Source organism: Actinomyces denticolens (assembly GCF_002072185.1).
Classification (GTDB): domain Bacteria; phylum Actinomycetota; class Actinomycetes; order Actinomycetales; family Actinomycetaceae; genus Actinomyces; species Actinomyces denticolens.
In genome coordinates this window covers 112,719-127,953 of the sequence record NZ_MVIW01000002.1, presented here as the reverse complement: position 1 = coordinate 127,953, position 15,235 = coordinate 112,719, and the positions used below count along the sequence as shown (strand labels likewise).

The 15,235-nt window shown below is 73.1% G+C and carries 15 protein-coding genes; 7 read left to right on the top strand and 8 right to left on the bottom strand.

Going from position 1 to position 15,235, the window contains the following annotated elements; all coding sequences use genetic code 11:
• Positions 1–248 precede the first annotated feature (248 nt).
• The 4 genes from B1H55_RS12745 to B1H55_RS01195 are packed head-to-tail and all read left to right on the top strand — an operon-like array spanning position 249 to position 3,752.
• Positions 249–452, top strand: coding sequence for a hypothetical protein (locus B1H55_RS12745; RefSeq protein ID WP_073451470.1), 204 nt, complete (start codon positions 249–251; stop codon positions 450–452).
• Positions 449–2,188, top strand: a complete 1,740-nt coding sequence (locus tag B1H55_RS01205) for an FAD-dependent oxidoreductase (RefSeq protein ID WP_073451471.1) — start codon at positions 449–451, stop codon at positions 2,186–2,188. Before B1H55_RS12745 ends, B1H55_RS01205 begins: the two co-directional genes overlap by 4 nt.
• The gene (locus tag B1H55_RS01200) at positions 2,185–2,460 is read left to right on the top strand and encodes a metal-sensitive transcriptional regulator (protein WP_073451472.1); all 276 of its coding nucleotides are present in this window, start codon (positions 2,185–2,187) and stop codon (positions 2,458–2,460) included. Before B1H55_RS01205 ends, B1H55_RS01200 begins: the two co-directional genes overlap by 4 nt.
• Positions 2,461–2,519: 59 nt before the next feature.
• Complete coding sequence (locus B1H55_RS01195; RefSeq protein WP_077240487.1) at positions 2,520–3,752, top strand: pyridoxal phosphate-dependent aminotransferase; 1,233 nt, start codon at positions 2,520–2,522, stop codon at positions 3,750–3,752.
• Between the two features lie 46 nt (positions 3,753–3,798).
• Here B1H55_RS01195 and B1H55_RS12095 read toward each other — a convergent pair whose 3' ends face one another.
• Both B1H55_RS12095 and B1H55_RS01180 read right to left on the bottom strand, forming a co-directional pair.
• Positions 3,799–4,785: a hypothetical protein gene (locus B1H55_RS12095; protein ID WP_096519401.1), complete on the bottom strand. Its 987-nt coding sequence runs from the start codon at positions 4,783–4,785 to the stop codon at positions 3,799–3,801.
• 254 nt (positions 4,786–5,039) lie between these two features.
• Positions 5,040–6,287 carry a phosphotransferase gene (locus B1H55_RS01180; protein ID WP_073451596.1) on the bottom strand — a complete coding sequence of 416 codons (1,248 nt, stop codon included), beginning with the start codon at positions 6,285–6,287 and terminating at the stop codon, positions 5,040–5,042.
• A gap of 162 nt (positions 6,288–6,449) precedes the next feature.
• On the opposite strand from B1H55_RS01180, the gene B1H55_RS01175 reads away from it, so the two are divergent.
• Positions 6,450–7,508, top strand: a complete 1,059-nt coding sequence (locus B1H55_RS01175) for an adenosine deaminase (protein WP_077240935.1) — start codon at positions 6,450–6,452, stop codon at positions 7,506–7,508.
• Here B1H55_RS01175 and B1H55_RS01170 read toward each other — a convergent pair.
• From B1H55_RS01170 to B1H55_RS01160, 3 genes are all read right to left on the bottom strand, one after another.
• Positions 7,463–8,656 (bottom strand): UDP-N-acetylmuramate dehydrogenase, encoded by a 1,194-nt coding sequence (locus B1H55_RS01170; RefSeq protein WP_073451474.1) that lies wholly within the window; start codon positions 8,654–8,656, stop codon positions 7,463–7,465. The genes B1H55_RS01175 and B1H55_RS01170 overlap by 46 nt on opposite strands.
• On the bottom strand, positions 8,653–8,751 hold the full coding sequence (locus B1H55_RS01165) for a 30S ribosomal protein bS22 (RefSeq protein ID WP_003792170.1): 99 nt from the start codon (positions 8,749–8,751) through the stop codon (positions 8,653–8,655). The genes B1H55_RS01170 and B1H55_RS01165 overlap by 4 nt, the downstream gene beginning before the upstream one ends.
• Positions 8,752–8,924: 173 nt before the next feature.
• Entirely contained in the window at positions 8,925–9,164 is a 240-nt protein-coding gene (locus B1H55_RS01160) for a helix-turn-helix domain-containing protein (protein ID WP_073451475.1), read from the bottom strand.
• Between the two features lie 368 nt (positions 9,165–9,532).
• Here B1H55_RS01160 and B1H55_RS01155 point away from each other — a divergent pair, with 368 nt between their 5' ends.
• Complete coding sequence (locus tag B1H55_RS01155) at positions 9,533–10,930, top strand: TrkH family potassium uptake protein (RefSeq protein ID WP_231952983.1); 1,398 nt, start codon at positions 9,533–9,535, stop codon at positions 10,928–10,930.
• Positions 10,931–10,989: 59 nt separating this feature from the next.
• Positions 10,990–11,658, top strand: coding sequence for a potassium channel family protein (locus tag B1H55_RS01150; RefSeq protein ID WP_073451477.1), 669 nt, complete (start codon positions 10,990–10,992; stop codon positions 11,656–11,658).
• Positions 11,659–11,716: 58 nt separating this feature from the next.
• Here B1H55_RS01150 and B1H55_RS01145 read toward each other — a convergent pair whose 3' ends face one another.
• From B1H55_RS01145 to dhaK, 3 genes are all read right to left on the bottom strand, one after another.
• Complete coding sequence (locus B1H55_RS01145) at positions 11,717–12,646, bottom strand: aldose epimerase family protein (RefSeq protein WP_077240491.1); 930 nt, start codon at positions 12,644–12,646, stop codon at positions 11,717–11,719.
• A gap of 248 nt (positions 12,647–12,894) precedes the next feature.
• Positions 12,895–14,181 (bottom strand): dihydroxyacetone kinase subunit DhaL, encoded by a 1,287-nt coding sequence (gene dhaL, locus B1H55_RS13065; protein WP_073451479.1) that lies wholly within the window; start codon positions 14,179–14,181, stop codon positions 12,895–12,897.
• Complete coding sequence (gene dhaK, locus B1H55_RS01135) at positions 14,178–15,188, bottom strand: dihydroxyacetone kinase subunit DhaK (RefSeq protein ID WP_073451480.1); 1,011 nt, start codon at positions 15,186–15,188, stop codon at positions 14,178–14,180. Before dhaK ends, dhaL begins: the two co-directional genes overlap by 4 nt.
• Between the last annotated feature and the right edge of the window lie 47 nt (positions 15,189–15,235).

Here is a 15,235-nt window from a genome sequence, read left to right as displayed (position 1 = left end):
CACCCGACGCCTCAAACGCGCCGTCGCCCGAAACCTCCACCACGCCCTCAAACAAGCCCTGAACAACCCCACCTACCACCCCACCACCTTGACACCCACAACATAGGAGCGCTGGTCCGTGGACCGGTTTCAATGACGTTTTCGACCGGTCTCGGCGTAAGAGGCGGGAGGAAGCGGGGTGGGCTGGACGATACATACCCCCAGGGGTATATTGCTCGGCGTCGAGCCCCTCACCGAAGGAGCGCACTATGTGCCGAGCCGTCACCTGCCGCGCCTGCGGCAAGACCACCTGGGCCGGATGCGGCCAGCACGTCGACCGGGTCATGCGGGGCGTCCCCGCCTCCCAGCGCTGCACCTGCGACCGCGACGGCGGCGCGGGCGGCGCGGGCTCCTCCCAGGTCGGCGCCTCGGGCCTCCTGCCCCGCATCCTCGGCCGCAGGAGCAGGCCGTGAGCACCGTGAGCACGGGCAAGAGCACGGAGGTCCCCGCAGGCGCCCCTCGCCGCGTCGTCGTCATCGGCGGCGTCGCCGCGGGCATGAGCGCCGCCACTCGACTGCGCCGACTCGACGAGCGCGCCCGCATCACCGTCGTCGAGCGCGGCGAGCACGTCTCCTTCGCCAATTGCGGGCTGCCCTACTACGTGGGAGGGGTCATCGAGGAGCGAGACGCCCTCCTGCTCCAGACGCCCGAATCCCTGCGGGCCCGCTTCAACCTGGAGGTCCTCACCTCCACCGAGGCCGTGTCCATCGACCGCGCCGCGCGCCGCGTCACCATCCGCCGCGCCGACGGCACGCACGCCGCCCCCGAGTCCCTCAACTACGACGCGCTCGTCCTCGCCCCCGGCGCCCGGCCCGTCCGCCCGCCCATCCCCGGCCTCGAGCGCGCCCTCACGCTGCGGGACGTGGCCGACGCCGACGCCCTGGCGCGCGCCGTCACCAGTGGCGGCCCCCAGGGCGCCCCCGCGCGCAGCGCCCTCGTGCTCGGCGCGGGCTTCATCGGCCTGGAGGTCGCCGAGAACCTGCACCGCAGGGGCCTGGCGGTCACCATCGTCGAACTCGCCGACCACGTGCTGCCGCCCCTGGACCCCGAGATGTCGGGCCCCGTGCGCCAGCGGCTCGAGGCCGAGGGCATCGCCGTGCGCACCGGGGTCAGCGTCGCCGAGGCCGGGCCCTCCACCGCGACCCTGACCGACGGCGCACGGGTGGCCGCCGATCTCCTCATCGCCGCTGTGGGCGTGCGCCCCGACTCCGCCCTCGCCGAGCGGGCGGGGCTGGACGTCGATGAGCGCGGGGCGATCGTCGTCGACGACCAGCAGCGCACCTCCGATCCCGCGATCTGGGCGGCCGGAGACGCCACCGTCAAGCGCGACGCCGTCGACGGGCGGCCCGCGCTCGTCCCCCTGGCCCAGACCGCCAACCGCCACGGGCGACTCATCGCCGACTCCATCATGGGACGGGGCGGGCGAGCGGCCCCCGTGCTCGGGACCGCGATCGTCGGCATCCTCGGCCTCCAGGTCGCCATGACCGGCTGGAGCGAGAGACGCGCCCGGGCCGCGGGGCTGGAGCCCGTCGTCGTCCACATCCATCCCGCCGACCACGCGACCTACTACCCCGGCGCCTGCCCCATGAGCCTCAAGCTCGTCATGGAGGCCGGCACCGGGAGGATCCTCGGCGCGCAGGGCGTGGGCGCGGACGGCGTGGACAAGCGCATCGACATCGTCGCGACCGCCATGCGGGGCGGGCTGAGCGGCCCGGAGCTGGCGGATCTCGAGCTCGCCTACGCGCCCCAGTTCGGCGCCGCGAAGGATCCGGTCAACATGCTCGGACTCGTGGCGGACAACGCGCTATCGGGAACCACCCCCACCATCCAGTGGCACGAACTGGACGCCGCACTATCGGCAGGGGCGGCCTGCATCGACGTCCGCGGACCGGAGGAATACGCCCGGGGGCATGTGCCCGGCGCACTCAATATCCCGGTCGACACCCTGCGCGACCACCTCGAAGATCTCCCCGACCGGCCACTGGTGGTGAGTTGCGAGGTGGGCCTGCGCGGCCACGTCGCAACCCGTATCCTCCTCCAGGAGGGGCGCGAGGCGCGCAATCTCGACGGCGGCTACCGCACCTGGTCAGCAGGGGGCGGGCAAGGCGCTCGGGACCATGCCGTCCCGTCCCCGATGAAGGAGGAATGACCATGGGCACCGCGCTCGACCCCACGGACCTGCGACCCACGCTGACCCGCCTCAAGCGGGCTCGCGGGCAGCTCGACGCCGTCATCCGCATGATGGAGGAGGGCCGTGACTGCGAGGAGGTCGTCGTGCAGGTCGCGGCCGTGAGCAAGGCCGTGGACCGCGCGGGGCTCGCCATCATCGCCTCCGGAATGCGCACATGCCTCGCCGAGGATCCCTCCGGCGAGACCCTGGACGCCACGCGCCTGGAGAAGCTCTTCATGTCCCTGGCATGAGACCACCACTGGTGCGAGGGGCCTGCGCGTGACAGGCGGATAACACGGCCCGTGGGACCATGGGCGCCGTGAGCACAGTGAGCACCTCCCCCGCGCGCCGGGTCTCCGCGCGCCTGTCCGCCATCGCCCCCTCCGCCACTCTCGCCGTCGACGCCAAGGCCAAGGCCCTCAAGGCCGCTGGCCGGCCCGTCGTCGGCTTCGGTGCCGGCGAGCCCGACTTCGCCACCCCTGACTACATCGTCGAGGCCGCGATCGCCGCCGCCAAGGACCCCGCCTGCCACAAGTACTCCCCCGCCAAGGGCCTGCCCGCGCTGCGCGAGGCCATCGCCGCCAAGACCCTGCGCGACTCCGGCTACGAGGTCTCCCCCGACGACATCCTCGTCACCAACGGCGGCAAGCAGGCCGTCTTCCAGGCCTTCGCCTCCATCCTCGACCCCGGTGATGAGGCTCTCCTGCCCGCCCCCTACTGGACCACCTACCCCGAGGCCATCGCCCTGGCGGGCGGCGTCGCGGTGGAGGTCTTCGCCGGCGCGGACCAGGAGTACAAGGTCTCCGTCGAGCAGCTCGAGGCCGCTCGCACCGAGCGCACGAAGCTGCTGCTCCTGTGCTCGCCGTCGAACCCCACCGGCGCGGTCCACACGCCCGCCGAGCTGACCGCCATCGGCCAGTGGGCCCTCGAGCACGGCATCTGGGTCATCACCGACGAGATCTACGAGCACCTCCTCTACGACGGCGCCGAGCCCGCCCACATTGTGGCGCTCGTCCCCGAGCTGGCGGACACCACGATCGTCCTCAACGGCGTCGCCAAGACCTACGCCATGACCGGCTGGCGGGTGGGCTGGATGATCGGCCCGAGCGACGTCATCAAGGCCGCCACGAACTTCCAGTCGCACCTGACCTCCAACGTCGCCAACGTGTCCCAGCGGGCCGCACTGGCCGCCGTCGGCGGCGACCTGTCCGCCGTGGGACGGATGCGCGAGGCCTTCGACCGGCGCCGGAAGGTCATGGTGGAGATGCTCTCGGCCATCGAGGGGCTCGCCGTCCCGACGCCGCGAGGAGCCTTCTACGCCTACCCGAGCATCGAGGCGCTGATCGGGAGATCCCTGCGCGGGACGGTCATCGACTCCTCGGCCACGCTGGCCTCCCTGGCCCTCGAGCATGCCGAGGTCGCGGTGGTGCCGGGCGAGGCCTTCGGTCGGTCCGGATTCCTGCGCCTGTCCTACGCCACGAGCGACGACGCGATCACCGAGGGCGTGGGGCGTCTCCAGAGGCTCCTGGCCGAGGTCGCCTGAGGGCTCTCCCGCCGGGGCCTCCTTCCCGGGCGCGGTTCGCCGCTGCTCAGAACTGCGAGTAGGAGGCCCGGCTGACGGTGAATCCGTGGCCCGTCGCCAGGTTCCAGCAGGTCATCCCCGACTGCTCCGAGCGACAGGCGGAGGCGCCGTAGGCCGCTGTCAGCCCGTACGCGAGCTCATGGGACGGGATCCCGGCCTCGCTGAGGAAGTGCTCGCCGCAGCGCAGCCGGCTCCCAGCGGAGTCCGCGGAGATCGCGAAGGTGAGCGAGGAGCAGTCCACGAGACCGGCGGAGAGGTAGTCGCGCTCGTAAACGTGACAGCCGACCTCGGTGGCCGTGAGCTCGCAACTGATGTTCAACGACGGCGAGTAGATGCTGGCGTAGGGCAGGGAGCCGGCGGGAGCGTCCACCGGGACCATGGCCGGGCCGACGGTCTGGGTAGGGGCGACCGGCAGGGGCGCCCGCTGGTCCTGCGCCGACGAGGGGGCCCCGCTCGACTCCCCACGGGGCGCGGTGGAGGAGGGCGCCCCCGCACCGGAGGCGCCGGTGATGGAGGACGCGCGGCCGTGTCCGCCGACGCGCTCGCCGAGGAGGATGCCGCCGAAGGCGCCCGCGACGGCCAGTGCGAGCACGAGCGCGCCCAGGAGCAGGCGCGTGCGACCGCGTTCCCCCCTCTTCGCAGGGGCGGGCGGGGTTTGCCGGGCCGGCGCCGGAACGGGCACCGACGCCACCGGAGCGGCGGGCCCAATGGGCCGGCCGATCGGTGCTCCGAAGGGGTCGGAGCCTGAGGGGGCGTAGGGGGAGCCGGTGGGGGCCGACCGGGGGAATCCGTCGGAGGGGCTGACCGGGATCCACGACGGTGTCGAGATCAGCGGGGGGATCGCGGCCATCGAGGGCGTCCCCGCAGTGACGGCAGTGAGGGCATCGCTGGGGACGACCTGCGCGCCCGGGGGCGGGATCGGCGAGGAGACGTTGGGATCATCGGGCTCGGGAGAGCCCGCGGACGGAGGGGAGCCGTCGTGGGGCAGAGACATATCCGGATCGTAGAGCCGTTCTCCTCGCGGGGATGGCGCGCTCCCGGGCGCCGATGGGGCCGAGGGACGCTCTCCTGCCGACTCGCGAATCGAACGATGTGGGGACCCCCGATCCCGGACCGCGGCGCGCGGGGACCGGGGCACCGCCAGCACCGCCCGATCACCCCGCGGAGGCGCCCGAGCTGGAATTAGCGCACACTCCCATGCGCAATGTGAACCGGTCTCGATGACGTTTTCGACCGGTCTCGGCGAGATCAGTGGGGACCGCGGCGGGCCTGGAGCTCCCTGGCCTGCGCGAGCCAGGTCTCAGCGCGGGCCAGGCGCCCCTCGGCGTCAGCGCGCCACGGGCCGCCGTCCTCGCGCCGGGCGCCCGCCACGAGGGAGAGCACCACGCCGGCGGCCCGCGCCCTCAGCGCCACGGGATCCACCTGCTTCTCCGCCAGGCGCGTCCAGGTCTCCAGCGCCGGGCGCAGGCGCGGGTAGGAGGCGGGGGCGAGGTGGTCGAGCACGCTGACGTGCCCGAGCAGGCAGGCAAGATCATCCACGCGCCGCCCGGGCCCGAGGGAGTCCACATCGAGCAGGCAGGAGACGGACTCGCCGTCCATGAGGACGTTGGCCTCGTAGAAGTCGCCGTGGACCGGCACCACCGGGCCCGGGTCCGAGGTGGCCATGAGCTGGGCGACGCCGTCGGCGATGGCCCGGGCCCGGGCGGTGTGCTCGGGCAGCACCGTGGCGGCGGCATGCGCGTAGTGGCGGGCGCGATCGGACCAGGCCGGGTGAACCGGCAGGTCCAGGGATGCCCGCGGAAGGGCGTCGAGCAAGCCGGTGAGGTGGGAGAAGACGCGGGTGGCCTGCTCGGTATCCATGCCGCGGCTGAGCAGCCCGGACAGGGACGTCCCCTTGCCGGTGGAGAGCAGCACCAGCCCGTCGGGATCGTCCCGCAGCACCTCGGGGGCGGGGACCTCGGCCGCGGTGAGGAGGCGGTGCCGGTGCGCGAAGGCCTTCGACTGGGAGGGGCGCAGCACCTTGGCGTAGGCCGTCGAGGAGTCGGCGAAGGTCACCTTGACCACTGCGCGGCGGGTGGGCCGGTAGGCCACCATCATCGCCTTGACCGGGGAGCCCAGGCGCTGGGAGAGCAGTGAGGGCGTGCAGGCCACGGGAAGGGCGGGGAGCTCGGGGTCCCCGGGGTGGCGCCACACGTGGACGGCCGGCCCATCCCCACCGGTGGGCGCCACGCGGGTCAGGCCCGGCGCCTGCGGGTTGGTCAGCCGCGCCGTCGTCGCGCACAGGTACTCGGTGGAGCGACGCCCATCCGCGGACAGGACGACGGCGGTGTAGCCCACGGACACGCCCGCGCCGGGGCGGTGGTGGACGGAATGGACCTCCCAGGAGTCCAATCGCCTGCCCGCGGGGGCGAGGGCCGCGGACAAGACGGAGGCCGCTCGGGGCCCGGTGAGGAGCGCGACCTCCTCGGGCTCGCGGGATGCCGACGATGGACTCATGCCGACAAGTCTGCCGTACTCGGCGCCGACGCACATCCGATCAGGGGCAGTCCGCGTGGGAGAATCGCCGCCGTGCCCCAAGAGCCAGCCACGCCCCCAGACCCCCCAGGGCCCCCGGGGCCCGCATCCCCCGCCGGGCCGGCTGCCACCCGGCGGTCCGGAATCGGCCCGCGCGACCTCGCCGCCCTGCCCAAGGCGCACCTCCACCTGCACTTCACGGGCTCCATGCGCCTGGACACCCTCACCGAGCTGGCCTCGACGTCGCGCACGCGCCTGCCCTCCTCGCTCCTGGACGGCGATCCCCTGCACGTCCCTGCGGACCACCGGGGCTGGTTCCGCTTCCAGCGCGCCTACGACACTGCCCGCCACCTCGTCGACTCCGAGGAAGTCATGCGCCGCCTCGTACTGGAGGCCGCGCTCGACGACGCCGCGGAGGGCTCGAGGCGCCTGGAGATGCAGGTGGACCCCACCTCCTACGCGCCCTTCGTCGGCGGGATCACGCCCGCCCTGGAGATCATCCTCGACGCCGCGGCGCAGGCCACCGCCCTGACCGGCGTCGAGGTGGCGATCATTGTGGCGGCCTCCCGCATCCGCCACCCCCTCGACGCCCGCGCCCTGGCCAGGCTGGCCGCCCGCCACGCAGGTGACGGGCCGGGACAGGTCGTCGGCTTCGGCCTGTCCAATGATGAGCGGGCCGGGGAGACCTCCGCCTTCGCCCCCGCCTTCGACATCGCGCGGCGCGCGGGCCTGGCCTCACTCCCCCATGGCGGGGAGCTGCTGGGGCCGGAGCACGTTCGCGACGTCGTCTCGGCCCTGCGCCCCCACCGCCTGGGCCACGGAGTGAGGGCCAGCGAGGATCCGGCCCTGCTGGACGCGATCGTGGAGGCGGGCATCAGCCTGGAGGTGTGCCCGGCGTCGAATGTGTGCCTCGGGGTCTACCACCGCACCGGTGATGTGCCGCTGAGGGCGCTCATCGAGCACGGGGCGCAGGTCGCCCTGGGCGCCGACGACCCCCTGCTGTTCTCCTCGCGCCTGACCGATCAGTACGGGATCGCCCGCTCGCAGGGGCTCGACGACGACGCCCTGGCGGAGCTGGCGCGCGGCTCGATCCGGGCGAGCCTGGCCGGCGAGTCGTCCAAGCGGCGTTGGCTGGCCGAGGTGGACGACTGGCTGGCTCACCAGCCGACGTGGACGGGCTCGGGGACGAGCGTGACGCCGTAGCGCTCGCGCACGCCGTCGACCACCGCATCGCGCAGGGCGGTGAGGTCGGCGGCGCTGGCCCCGCCCCTGTTGGTCAGGGCCAGGACGTGCTTGGTGGACAGTGAGGCGCGCGGCGCGCTGGGCAGGGCGAAGCCCCTGGGGAAGCCGGCGCGGTCGATGAGCCAGGCGGCGCTCGTCTTGACCAGGCCCTCGATGACGGGGGCGCCCGACACCGTGTCGGTAGGGCGGGAGTGGTCGGCGACCGGGAAGCGGGGGGCGTCGTCGGGCAGGCTCGCGGCCTGCTCGGCGGTGAGGATCGGGTTGGTGAAGAAGGACCCGGCGGACCAGGTGTCGTGGTCGGCGTCGTCGAGGACCATGCCCTTGGAGCGGCGCAGGCCGAGGACGGCCCGGCGGACGTCGGCGGCGGGCACGCGCGCGCCCAGCTCGGCCCCGAGGGCGGTGGCGAGCTGGCTGTAGGCGATGGGGGCGGCGAGGGCGGCCTGGCGAACGTGGAACCCCACGGAGAGCACCACCCAGCGGCCCGTCGGGCCCCAGGTGCGCCCGCCGCCGATGGCGGCATCCGTGAGGGAGCGCTTGATCGCGGAGTCGCGGTAGGCCAGGCGCAGATCCGCCAGCGGCAGGTGGACGACGCGGCCGGCGAGGCGGTCCCAGGCCCGCACGGAGGCGAGCAGCTCGGCGACCTCGGCGCCGTAGGCCCCGATGTTCTGCACGGGGGCCGCGCCCACGCTGCCGGGGATGCCGGACAGGGGCGCGAACCCGGCCCAGTCGCTGGCCACGGCCTGGCGGACGAGGTCGTCCCAGGCGACGCCACCGGTGGCGGTGATCTCGACGCCGCCGCAGGCGGACTCGGAGACGACGCGGACGTCCTCGCGGCCGTCGCGCAGGACCAGGCCGTCGAATCCGGCGTCGGAGGCCACGATGTTCGAGCCGCCTCCGACCACGAGCAGGGGGGTCCCCGAGGCATCGGCCCGGCGGATCGCCTCGATCATCTCCTCCTCCGTGGAGGCCTCGAGGTAGCGGCCGATGCGCCCGCCGATGCGCAGGGTGGTGAGCTCGGCGAGGGAGGACGGCGAGGGGCCGCCCAGCGCCCGGGCGCGCGTGGGCACGCCCGGGGCGGGAGCCTCGAAGGGCTCCGGAGAGGGCGTCACTTCTTGTTGCGGCGCTGGTGACGCGTCTTGCGAAGCAGCTTGCGGTGCTTCTTCTTGGCCATGCGCTTGCGGCGCTTCTTGATGACAGAACCCATGGGTTTTCCTCGCAGTCTTGCTTGCCGGGGCCCGACCGCGCCCCGGGGGAGCCGGAAGCGGGCCGGCGCACGGCCGGACGGGCCTGATGATCGGGTGAGGACGAGGGCGGTGATGGGCCCTCATGGGATGTCTCGACCCGGCCATTCATGTGACCCGGTGAGTCTAGCGGGTCTCAGGACCCCGAGGCCTCCGTCTCCTCGTGGCCCCAGTCACCCAGGCCGGCGGAGAGGTACTCGGCCACCGCGCGCTCGGGGACCCGGAAGGAGCGTCCCACCTGCATGGCGGGCAGATCGCCGGAGTGGACCATGCGGTAGACGGTCATCTTGGAGACCCGCAGCATGGCGGCGACCTCCGCGACCGTGAGGAAGGAGGGGGCGCCGGAGGCGGCAGGACTGGGAAGGGCAGGTGCCATGGATGCGGATCCCGTCATTCAGGTTCGGATATGTGCGCAGCGGGCGGCCCCAGGCACTGGAGGGCGCTTGGAACCCGCGGGGCGTGCGCCCTCCCGCTCGGGCGGTCGGCGCCGCGCAGGACTGGGCTCAATATAACGCCTGTCCCACCAGGCGCACACGTCAATCCCGTCCCCAAACGCACCACTCGTTGCAGATCACATTTTGGTCACAACAACGCTCGAGGTCAAGAGGCGAAAGCGGCGCCGCGATCACACGCGGACCCCGCGGAAGGGGACACAATGTGCCCGTGCCCTCATCCAGCAAGTCGCCCCGGCACCCCCAGGGCCCCCTCTCCGCGCTGAGCACCGCGCCCGAGGACGCAGCGCTCATGCCCGCCGACCGCGGTCCCACCACCGGACTGCGGGGACTGCTGGTGCGCCTGGGACTCTACGACCGCCTGGCGCGAGCCGCCCGGTTCTCCCCCGCGCGGCTCGCCGTCGTCATCTTCGCCGCGATCATCGGCGCGGTCGCGGCCCTCCTCGCCCTGCCGATCTCGACGGCGTCGGGGCGCGCGGCCAGCCTCGTCGACTCGCTGTTCACCGCGACATCAGCGGTCTGCGTCACCGGACTGACCACCGTGGACACCGCCACCTACTGGTCCACCTTCGGCCAGGCGGTCATCATCCTGGGCGCCGCCATCGGAGGCCTGGGCGTCATGACCCTGGCCTCACTGCTGTCCTTCGCCGTCAACCGGCACGTGGGCCTGACCCAGCGCATGCTCGCCGCCAGCGAGAACCAGTCCCGACTGGGTGACGTCGCGGCCCTGCTGCGCGCCGTCGTCATCACGGCGCTGGGAGCCGAGGCGGTCCTCGCCATCGTGCTGCTCCCCCGGTTCCTCACGCTGGGCGAGTCCCTCCCCAAGGCGCTGTGGTACTCGGCGTTCATGTCCCTGTCGATCTTCAACAACGCCGGATTCGTCATCATGCCCGAGGGACTGGCGCCCTACGCCTCGGACTGGTGGATGGGGCTGCCGATCGCGGTGGGCACCTTCGTCGGCGCGCTCGGCTTCCCCGTGGTGCTCGACATGGTCAGGCGCCGCCGTCGCCCACGGCAGTGGACGCTGCACACCAAGCTGACCCTAGCCACCTACTCGCTGCTGACCGCCGGATCGGCGATCGCGCTCACCGCCTTCGAGTGGGCCAATCCCAGCACGCTCGGCCCCATGCCCATCGGGGGAAAGATCCTCAACGGCCTCGTCATGGGCGTGGACTCGCGCTCCTCGGGGCTCAGCCTCCTCAGCACCGACCACATGCACGAGGCCACCTGGTTCCTCCAGGACGCCCTCATGTTCGTGGGCGGCGGCTCGGCGTCGACGGCGGGCGGCATCAAGGTGACGACCTTCGCGATCCTGCTCATGGCGATCGTCGCCGAGGCCCGCGGCGATGAGGACATCGAGATCTTCGGCAGGCGGATCACGCCGCAGGCCGTGCGCCTATCCGTGGCGGTGGCCTTCATCGGCTCCTGCGTGGTGGGCGTGGCCTCCTTGCTGCTCCTGGAGATCACGGGGCTGTCCCTGGACCGCGTGCTGTTCGAGGTCATCAGCGCCTTCGCGACGGTCGGCCTGTCCACGGGCATCACGCCGATCCTGCCGACGAGCGGGAAGTACGTCATCATCGCGCTCATGTTCGTGGGCCGCGTCGGAACGATGACCGCAGCCTCCGCCCTGGCCCTGCGCGAGCGGCGCCGCGTCATCCGAATGCCCGAGGAGCGCCCCCTCATCGGCTGAGCCGCTACCGTTAGGGGCTGCGGCGGGCACTCCGCCGCCGATCTTCCTCAGGAGCAGACATGGCACCCGCCGCCTCACGCACCGACTCCACCCTCGTCATCGGCCTGGGCCGATTCGGCTCGGCCGTCGCCGCCACCCTCGACCGCCTGGGCCGCGAGGTCCTGGCCGTGGAGAGCGACCCGGGCATCGTGCGCCAGTGGACCGGCCGCATCCCCCTGGTCGAGGCCGACGCCACCGATGTCGAGGCCCTCGAGCAGCTGGGCGCCACCGAGTTCGGGACGGCCGTCGTCGGCGTCGCCTCCTCACTGGAGGCCTCCGTGCTCATCGCCGGCAACCTCGTCGACCTCGAGACCCCCCAGATCTGGGCCAAGGCGATCTCCCGGGCGCACGGCCGCATCCTGCGCCGCATCGGCGCGCACCACGTGGTCTACCCCGAGTTCGACGCCGGGCAGCGCGCCGCGCACCTCGTGTCGGGCCGGATGCTGGACTACATCGAGATGGAGAAGGGCGGCTTCACCATCGTCAAGATGCGCCCGCCGGCCGAGCTGCACGGCTTCACCATCGGCGAGGCCCGCATCCGCTCCCGCTACGGAGTGACGGTCTTCGGCCTCATGAGCCCCGGCGAGCCCTTCGAGTACGCCCGCACCGACACCCTCGTCTCCGCCGACGACGTGCTCGTGGTAGGCGGGGACGCCAACCTCCTGGAGCGCTTCGCCAACCGTGCCTGAGAGCGGGGGCCCTGCCCCTCCGGTCCTCCTGAGCGCCCCGCGCGATCTCCGGCGCCCCTCAGTGCTCCTCGCGCAGGGAGCAGGCGAGAGTGTGGGACTGGCCGACGGCCAGGGTGAGGAGGCCGTCGCCGGAGTTGAGGGCGTTGGGCGGGCAGGTCATCGGCTCCACGGCGATCGCGCGGCGGCCGAGGCCGTCGTCGGTGTAGACCTGCGCCCAGGGGGCGTCGGAGGCCAGCACGACGGCGCCCTCCTCCCCCTCGACACGCACCTGCCAGGTGCCCTCGGGCAGGTCGGTGAAGGCGTTGTCCACGCTCACGCCGGTCATGGGGGACCCGGAGCGGAAGTCCCAGTCGGTGCCGGCCACGTCCACGAGGCCGCTGGGCACCATGCGCTCATCGGCGGTGAGCACCGCGGCGGCCGGGACGATGAGGGTGCAGTCATCGGCGCCCGCGCCGCGCAAGAGGTAGGGGTGGAAGGCCGCACCGTAGGGGGCGGGGAGGAGGGCCCCATCGGCCAGCGGGGCGCCGACGACGGCGGTGGAGGGCCGTGCCGCGCCTACGCAGGTGGCGGTGAGCGTCATCGTGAGGCCGACCTCGGCGTCGAGCTCCCAGCGGCTGGAGAGCTCGAGGGACCAGGGGTAGGCGTAGGAGGCGGGCAGCAGCACCTCGAGGGCGACGGAGTCCTCAGCGGCATCGACCACCTGCCAGTCGAGCCAGCCGACCAGTCCGTGGAGGGCGGAGTCCGTCTCCGGCTCGTTGCGGGGCAGGAGGTAGCCGGTGCCCCCGTAGGCGTACGCGGCGCCGACGGTCCGGTTGGGCCATGGGGCGAGGGTCTTGCCCTGCCAACCCGATGGGAGCTCGGATGCGGCGTCGAAGGGGAGGACGAGGTCGCGATCACTGCGGCGCAGATGGACGAGGGTGGCCCCCGCGGTGGCGATGCGGGCGGCGTAGTCGCCCGCCCTCAGGTCGATGAGCTCTCCGTTGATCATCGGTGTTCCTCCCGCGTATGCCGCTGTCCTTCGCGCGCCGGTTGCCGCTCCATCCTACGCAGGATCATGCGCCCTCACCCCCGATATACCGTCTCACCCCGCTCTTGCGCCCTCATTCTCGTAGTTCGAGGGCGCAAGAGCGGGGTGAGACGGTATCTGCGGCTTGAAGGCGCACGCCGATAGCGGCCCGGAGTGGTTCCCGCCCCGGTGGGTGTCTTCACCGGGGCGGACCCGTCCCGGGCGGGGGCTCAGGCTCCGGAGATCTGAGCGGCCTTGGCGGGGGCCGCCTTGGCGGCCTCGGCGGCCACCGCCTCCAGCTCGAGGCCGATCCCGGCGGCGCCGTAGGCGCCGATGAGACCCTCGACGAAGGGCGCCGGACTGAGGCGGGCGCGGGAGGCCGTATCAGGGCCGAGCCGCTCCAGGGCCGCCTCGGCGCTCATGATGCCGCTGCCGAGATCCGCGACGACGAGCACGCCGCGGTTGCCGGGCCGGGCGGCCAGGCGCTCAATGGCGGCGGCGACGGCCCCGGCGTCAGTGCCGAGCCCGCCGTCGGGCAGGCCAGCGGCGATCTCGATCGGCGCGCTCACCGAGGACATGAGCCCGGTGGCGAGTTCACGGGCGGCCTCGGCCAGGGCGCGGGAGTGCGAGACCAGGACGATGCCGACGGCGGCGCCCGAGTCGGCGGCACCGCTCCCCTTCTCCTCAGAGTCAGGGGAGGGAGCCGGGTCAGGTGGCTCCACTGCGGCCGCGGTCCCAGCCGTCCCAGTCTCCTGGGGCCGCGCCGCCTTGGCGACGGGCTCCTCCGCGGCCGTGACCTCGGCCCCGGGAGCCTCGGCGGTCCCGGCGACGACGTCGGCCAGTGCCCCCAGGATGATCGCGGTCGAGGCGGCGCCCGGGTCGATATGCCCCTGCGAGCGCTCCCCCAGGTAGGAGGCGCGCCCCTTCGTGGCGATCATCGGCTCGGTGGCGTCGCGGCCCTCGGCGGCGGCGCTCGCGGCGGCGGCCGTGGCGGCTGCCAGGTCCTCACCCTCGGCGCGCAGGGCCTCCAGGGCGGGGTACCAGGCGTCGAGCATGGTCTTCTCCCCCGCGCCGGCCTTGCCTCGGGCCACGATTCCGGCGACTCCGGCGTCGATGGCGCTCGCGAGCGCGCCGGCACCGAGCTCGGTGGCTCCGGCCTGGGAGGCGCCCATGCGCATGAAGAAGGTGCCGTACAGGGGCCCGGAGGCCCCTCCGACGGAGGAGACGAGCGTCATGCCGGTCTTCTTCAGCAGCGCGTCGGCGGTGTCGAGCGCCGGGGCGCCGTCGGCCCCGTTCGCCGCGTCGATGGCCTTGACGACGGCGGCCATGCCCCGGCGCATATTGGCGCCGTGGTCGGCGTCGCCGATGGCGGCGTCGAGCTCGGTGAGCTCATCGGCGCGCTCGGCGATGCGCGACGCAGTCACGCGCAGCCAGGACTTCAGATCCTCCACCGTCAACCGGGCCGGCGGGGCGGCGGGAGCGGCCGCCTCCGAGGATCCGGCGGGAACGTCGCTCATGCGCCCATCCTCAGGCCGGGGGTGACGGCGGGGGCGTCCCACAGGCGCAGCATCTCGTCGGTGGCGCGCACGAGGGTGAGCGAGCATCCGGCCATGTCGAGGCTGGTGATGTAGTCGCCCACGAGGCTGCGCGCCACGGTGATGCCGGCGGCGTCGAGGAGCTTCGCGACCTCGCCGTACATGAGGTAGAGCTCGAGCAGGGGCGTGGCGCCCATGCCGTTGAGGAAGGCGATGACGCCGCGGTCCTCGCCGTCGGCGGCGGGCAGCTCGGCGAGGATCGGCTCGACGAGCCTCTTGGCGATCTCGGCGGCGGGCGCGATGGGCTCGCGGTGGCGGCCGGGCTCGCCGTGGATGCCGATGCCGATCTCCATCTCGTTCTCGGGAAGGTCGAAGGAGGGCTTTCCGTTGGCGGGGACGGTGCAGGAGGTCAGGGCCATGCCCATGGAGCGGCCCGCGGCGTTGACCGCGCCGGCGATGCGGGCGACCTCCTCCAGCGGCCGGCCCTCCTCGGCGGCGGCGCCGGCGATCTTCTCCACCAGCACGGTCACGCCGACGCCGCGGCGCCCGGCGGTGTAGAGGGAGTCCTCGACGGCGACGTCGTCGTTGGTGACGACGGTGGCGACCTTGATGCCGGACTCCATGTCCACGATCTCGGCGGCCATCTCGAAGTTCATGACGTCGCCGGTGTAGTTCTTGACGATGTGCAGGACCCCGGCGCCGCGGTCGACCTCGGTGGTGGCGGCGACGATCTGATCGGGCACGGGGGAGGTGAAGATCTCCCCGGCGCAGGCGGCGTCGAGCATCCCGGTGCCGACGAAGCCCCCGTGGAGGGGCTCGTGACCGCTGCCGCCTCCGGAGACGAGCGCGACCTTGCCCTCGGCCTTCGGGGTGGCGCGATAGACCACGCGGTGCTCGGGATCCACCCGGAGCTCACCCGGGTGGGCGGCGGCCATTCCGGCCAGAGCTTCAGGGACAACGGCGTCGATGGCGTTGATGAGTTTCTTCATGACACCGACGCTACTCGTCCCGGGCCCGACGCGCAGGCGGATCGGCG

Excerpts from the sequence above, each read along its gene's own strand:
- B1H55_RS12745 (WP_073451470.1), top strand. The coding sequence starts at position 249 with ATGTGCCGAGCCGTCACCTGCCGCGCCTGCGGCAAGACCACCTGGGCC.
- B1H55_RS01200 (WP_073451472.1), top strand. The coding sequence starts at position 2,185 with ATGACCATGGGCACCGCGCTCGACCCCACGGACCTGCGACCCACGCTG.
- dhaL (WP_073451479.1), bottom strand. The coding sequence starts at position 14,181 with ATGAGCGACGTTCCCGCCGGATCCTCGGAGGCGGCCGCTCCCGCCGCC.
- B1H55_RS12095 (WP_096519401.1), bottom strand. The coding sequence starts at position 4,785 with ATGTCTCTGCCCCACGACGGCTCCCCTCCGTCCGCGGGCTCTCCCGAG.
- B1H55_RS01160 (WP_073451475.1), bottom strand. The coding sequence starts at position 9,164 with ATGGCACCTGCCCTTCCCAGTCCTGCCGCCTCCGGCGCCCCCTCCTTC.
- B1H55_RS01180 (WP_073451596.1), bottom strand. The coding sequence starts at position 6,287 with ATGAGTCCATCGTCGGCATCCCGCGAGCCCGAGGAGGTCGCGCTCCTC.
- B1H55_RS01165 (WP_003792170.1), bottom strand. The coding sequence starts at position 8,751 with ATGGGTTCTGTCATCAAGAAGCGCCGCAAGCGCATGGCCAAGAAGAAG.
- B1H55_RS01145 (WP_077240491.1), bottom strand. The coding sequence starts at position 12,646 with ATGATCAACGGAGAGCTCATCGACCTGAGGGCGGGCGACTACGCCGCC.
- B1H55_RS01195 (WP_077240487.1), top strand. The coding sequence starts at position 2,520 with ATGGGCGCCGTGAGCACAGTGAGCACCTCCCCCGCGCGCCGGGTCTCC.
- B1H55_RS01150 (WP_073451477.1), top strand. The coding sequence starts at position 10,990 with ATGGCACCCGCCGCCTCACGCACCGACTCCACCCTCGTCATCGGCCTG.
- B1H55_RS01155 (WP_231952983.1), top strand. The coding sequence starts at position 9,533 with ATGCCCGCCGACCGCGGTCCCACCACCGGACTGCGGGGACTGCTGGTG.
- dhaK (WP_073451480.1), bottom strand. The coding sequence starts at position 15,188 with ATGAAGAAACTCATCAACGCCATCGACGCCGTTGTCCCTGAAGCTCTG.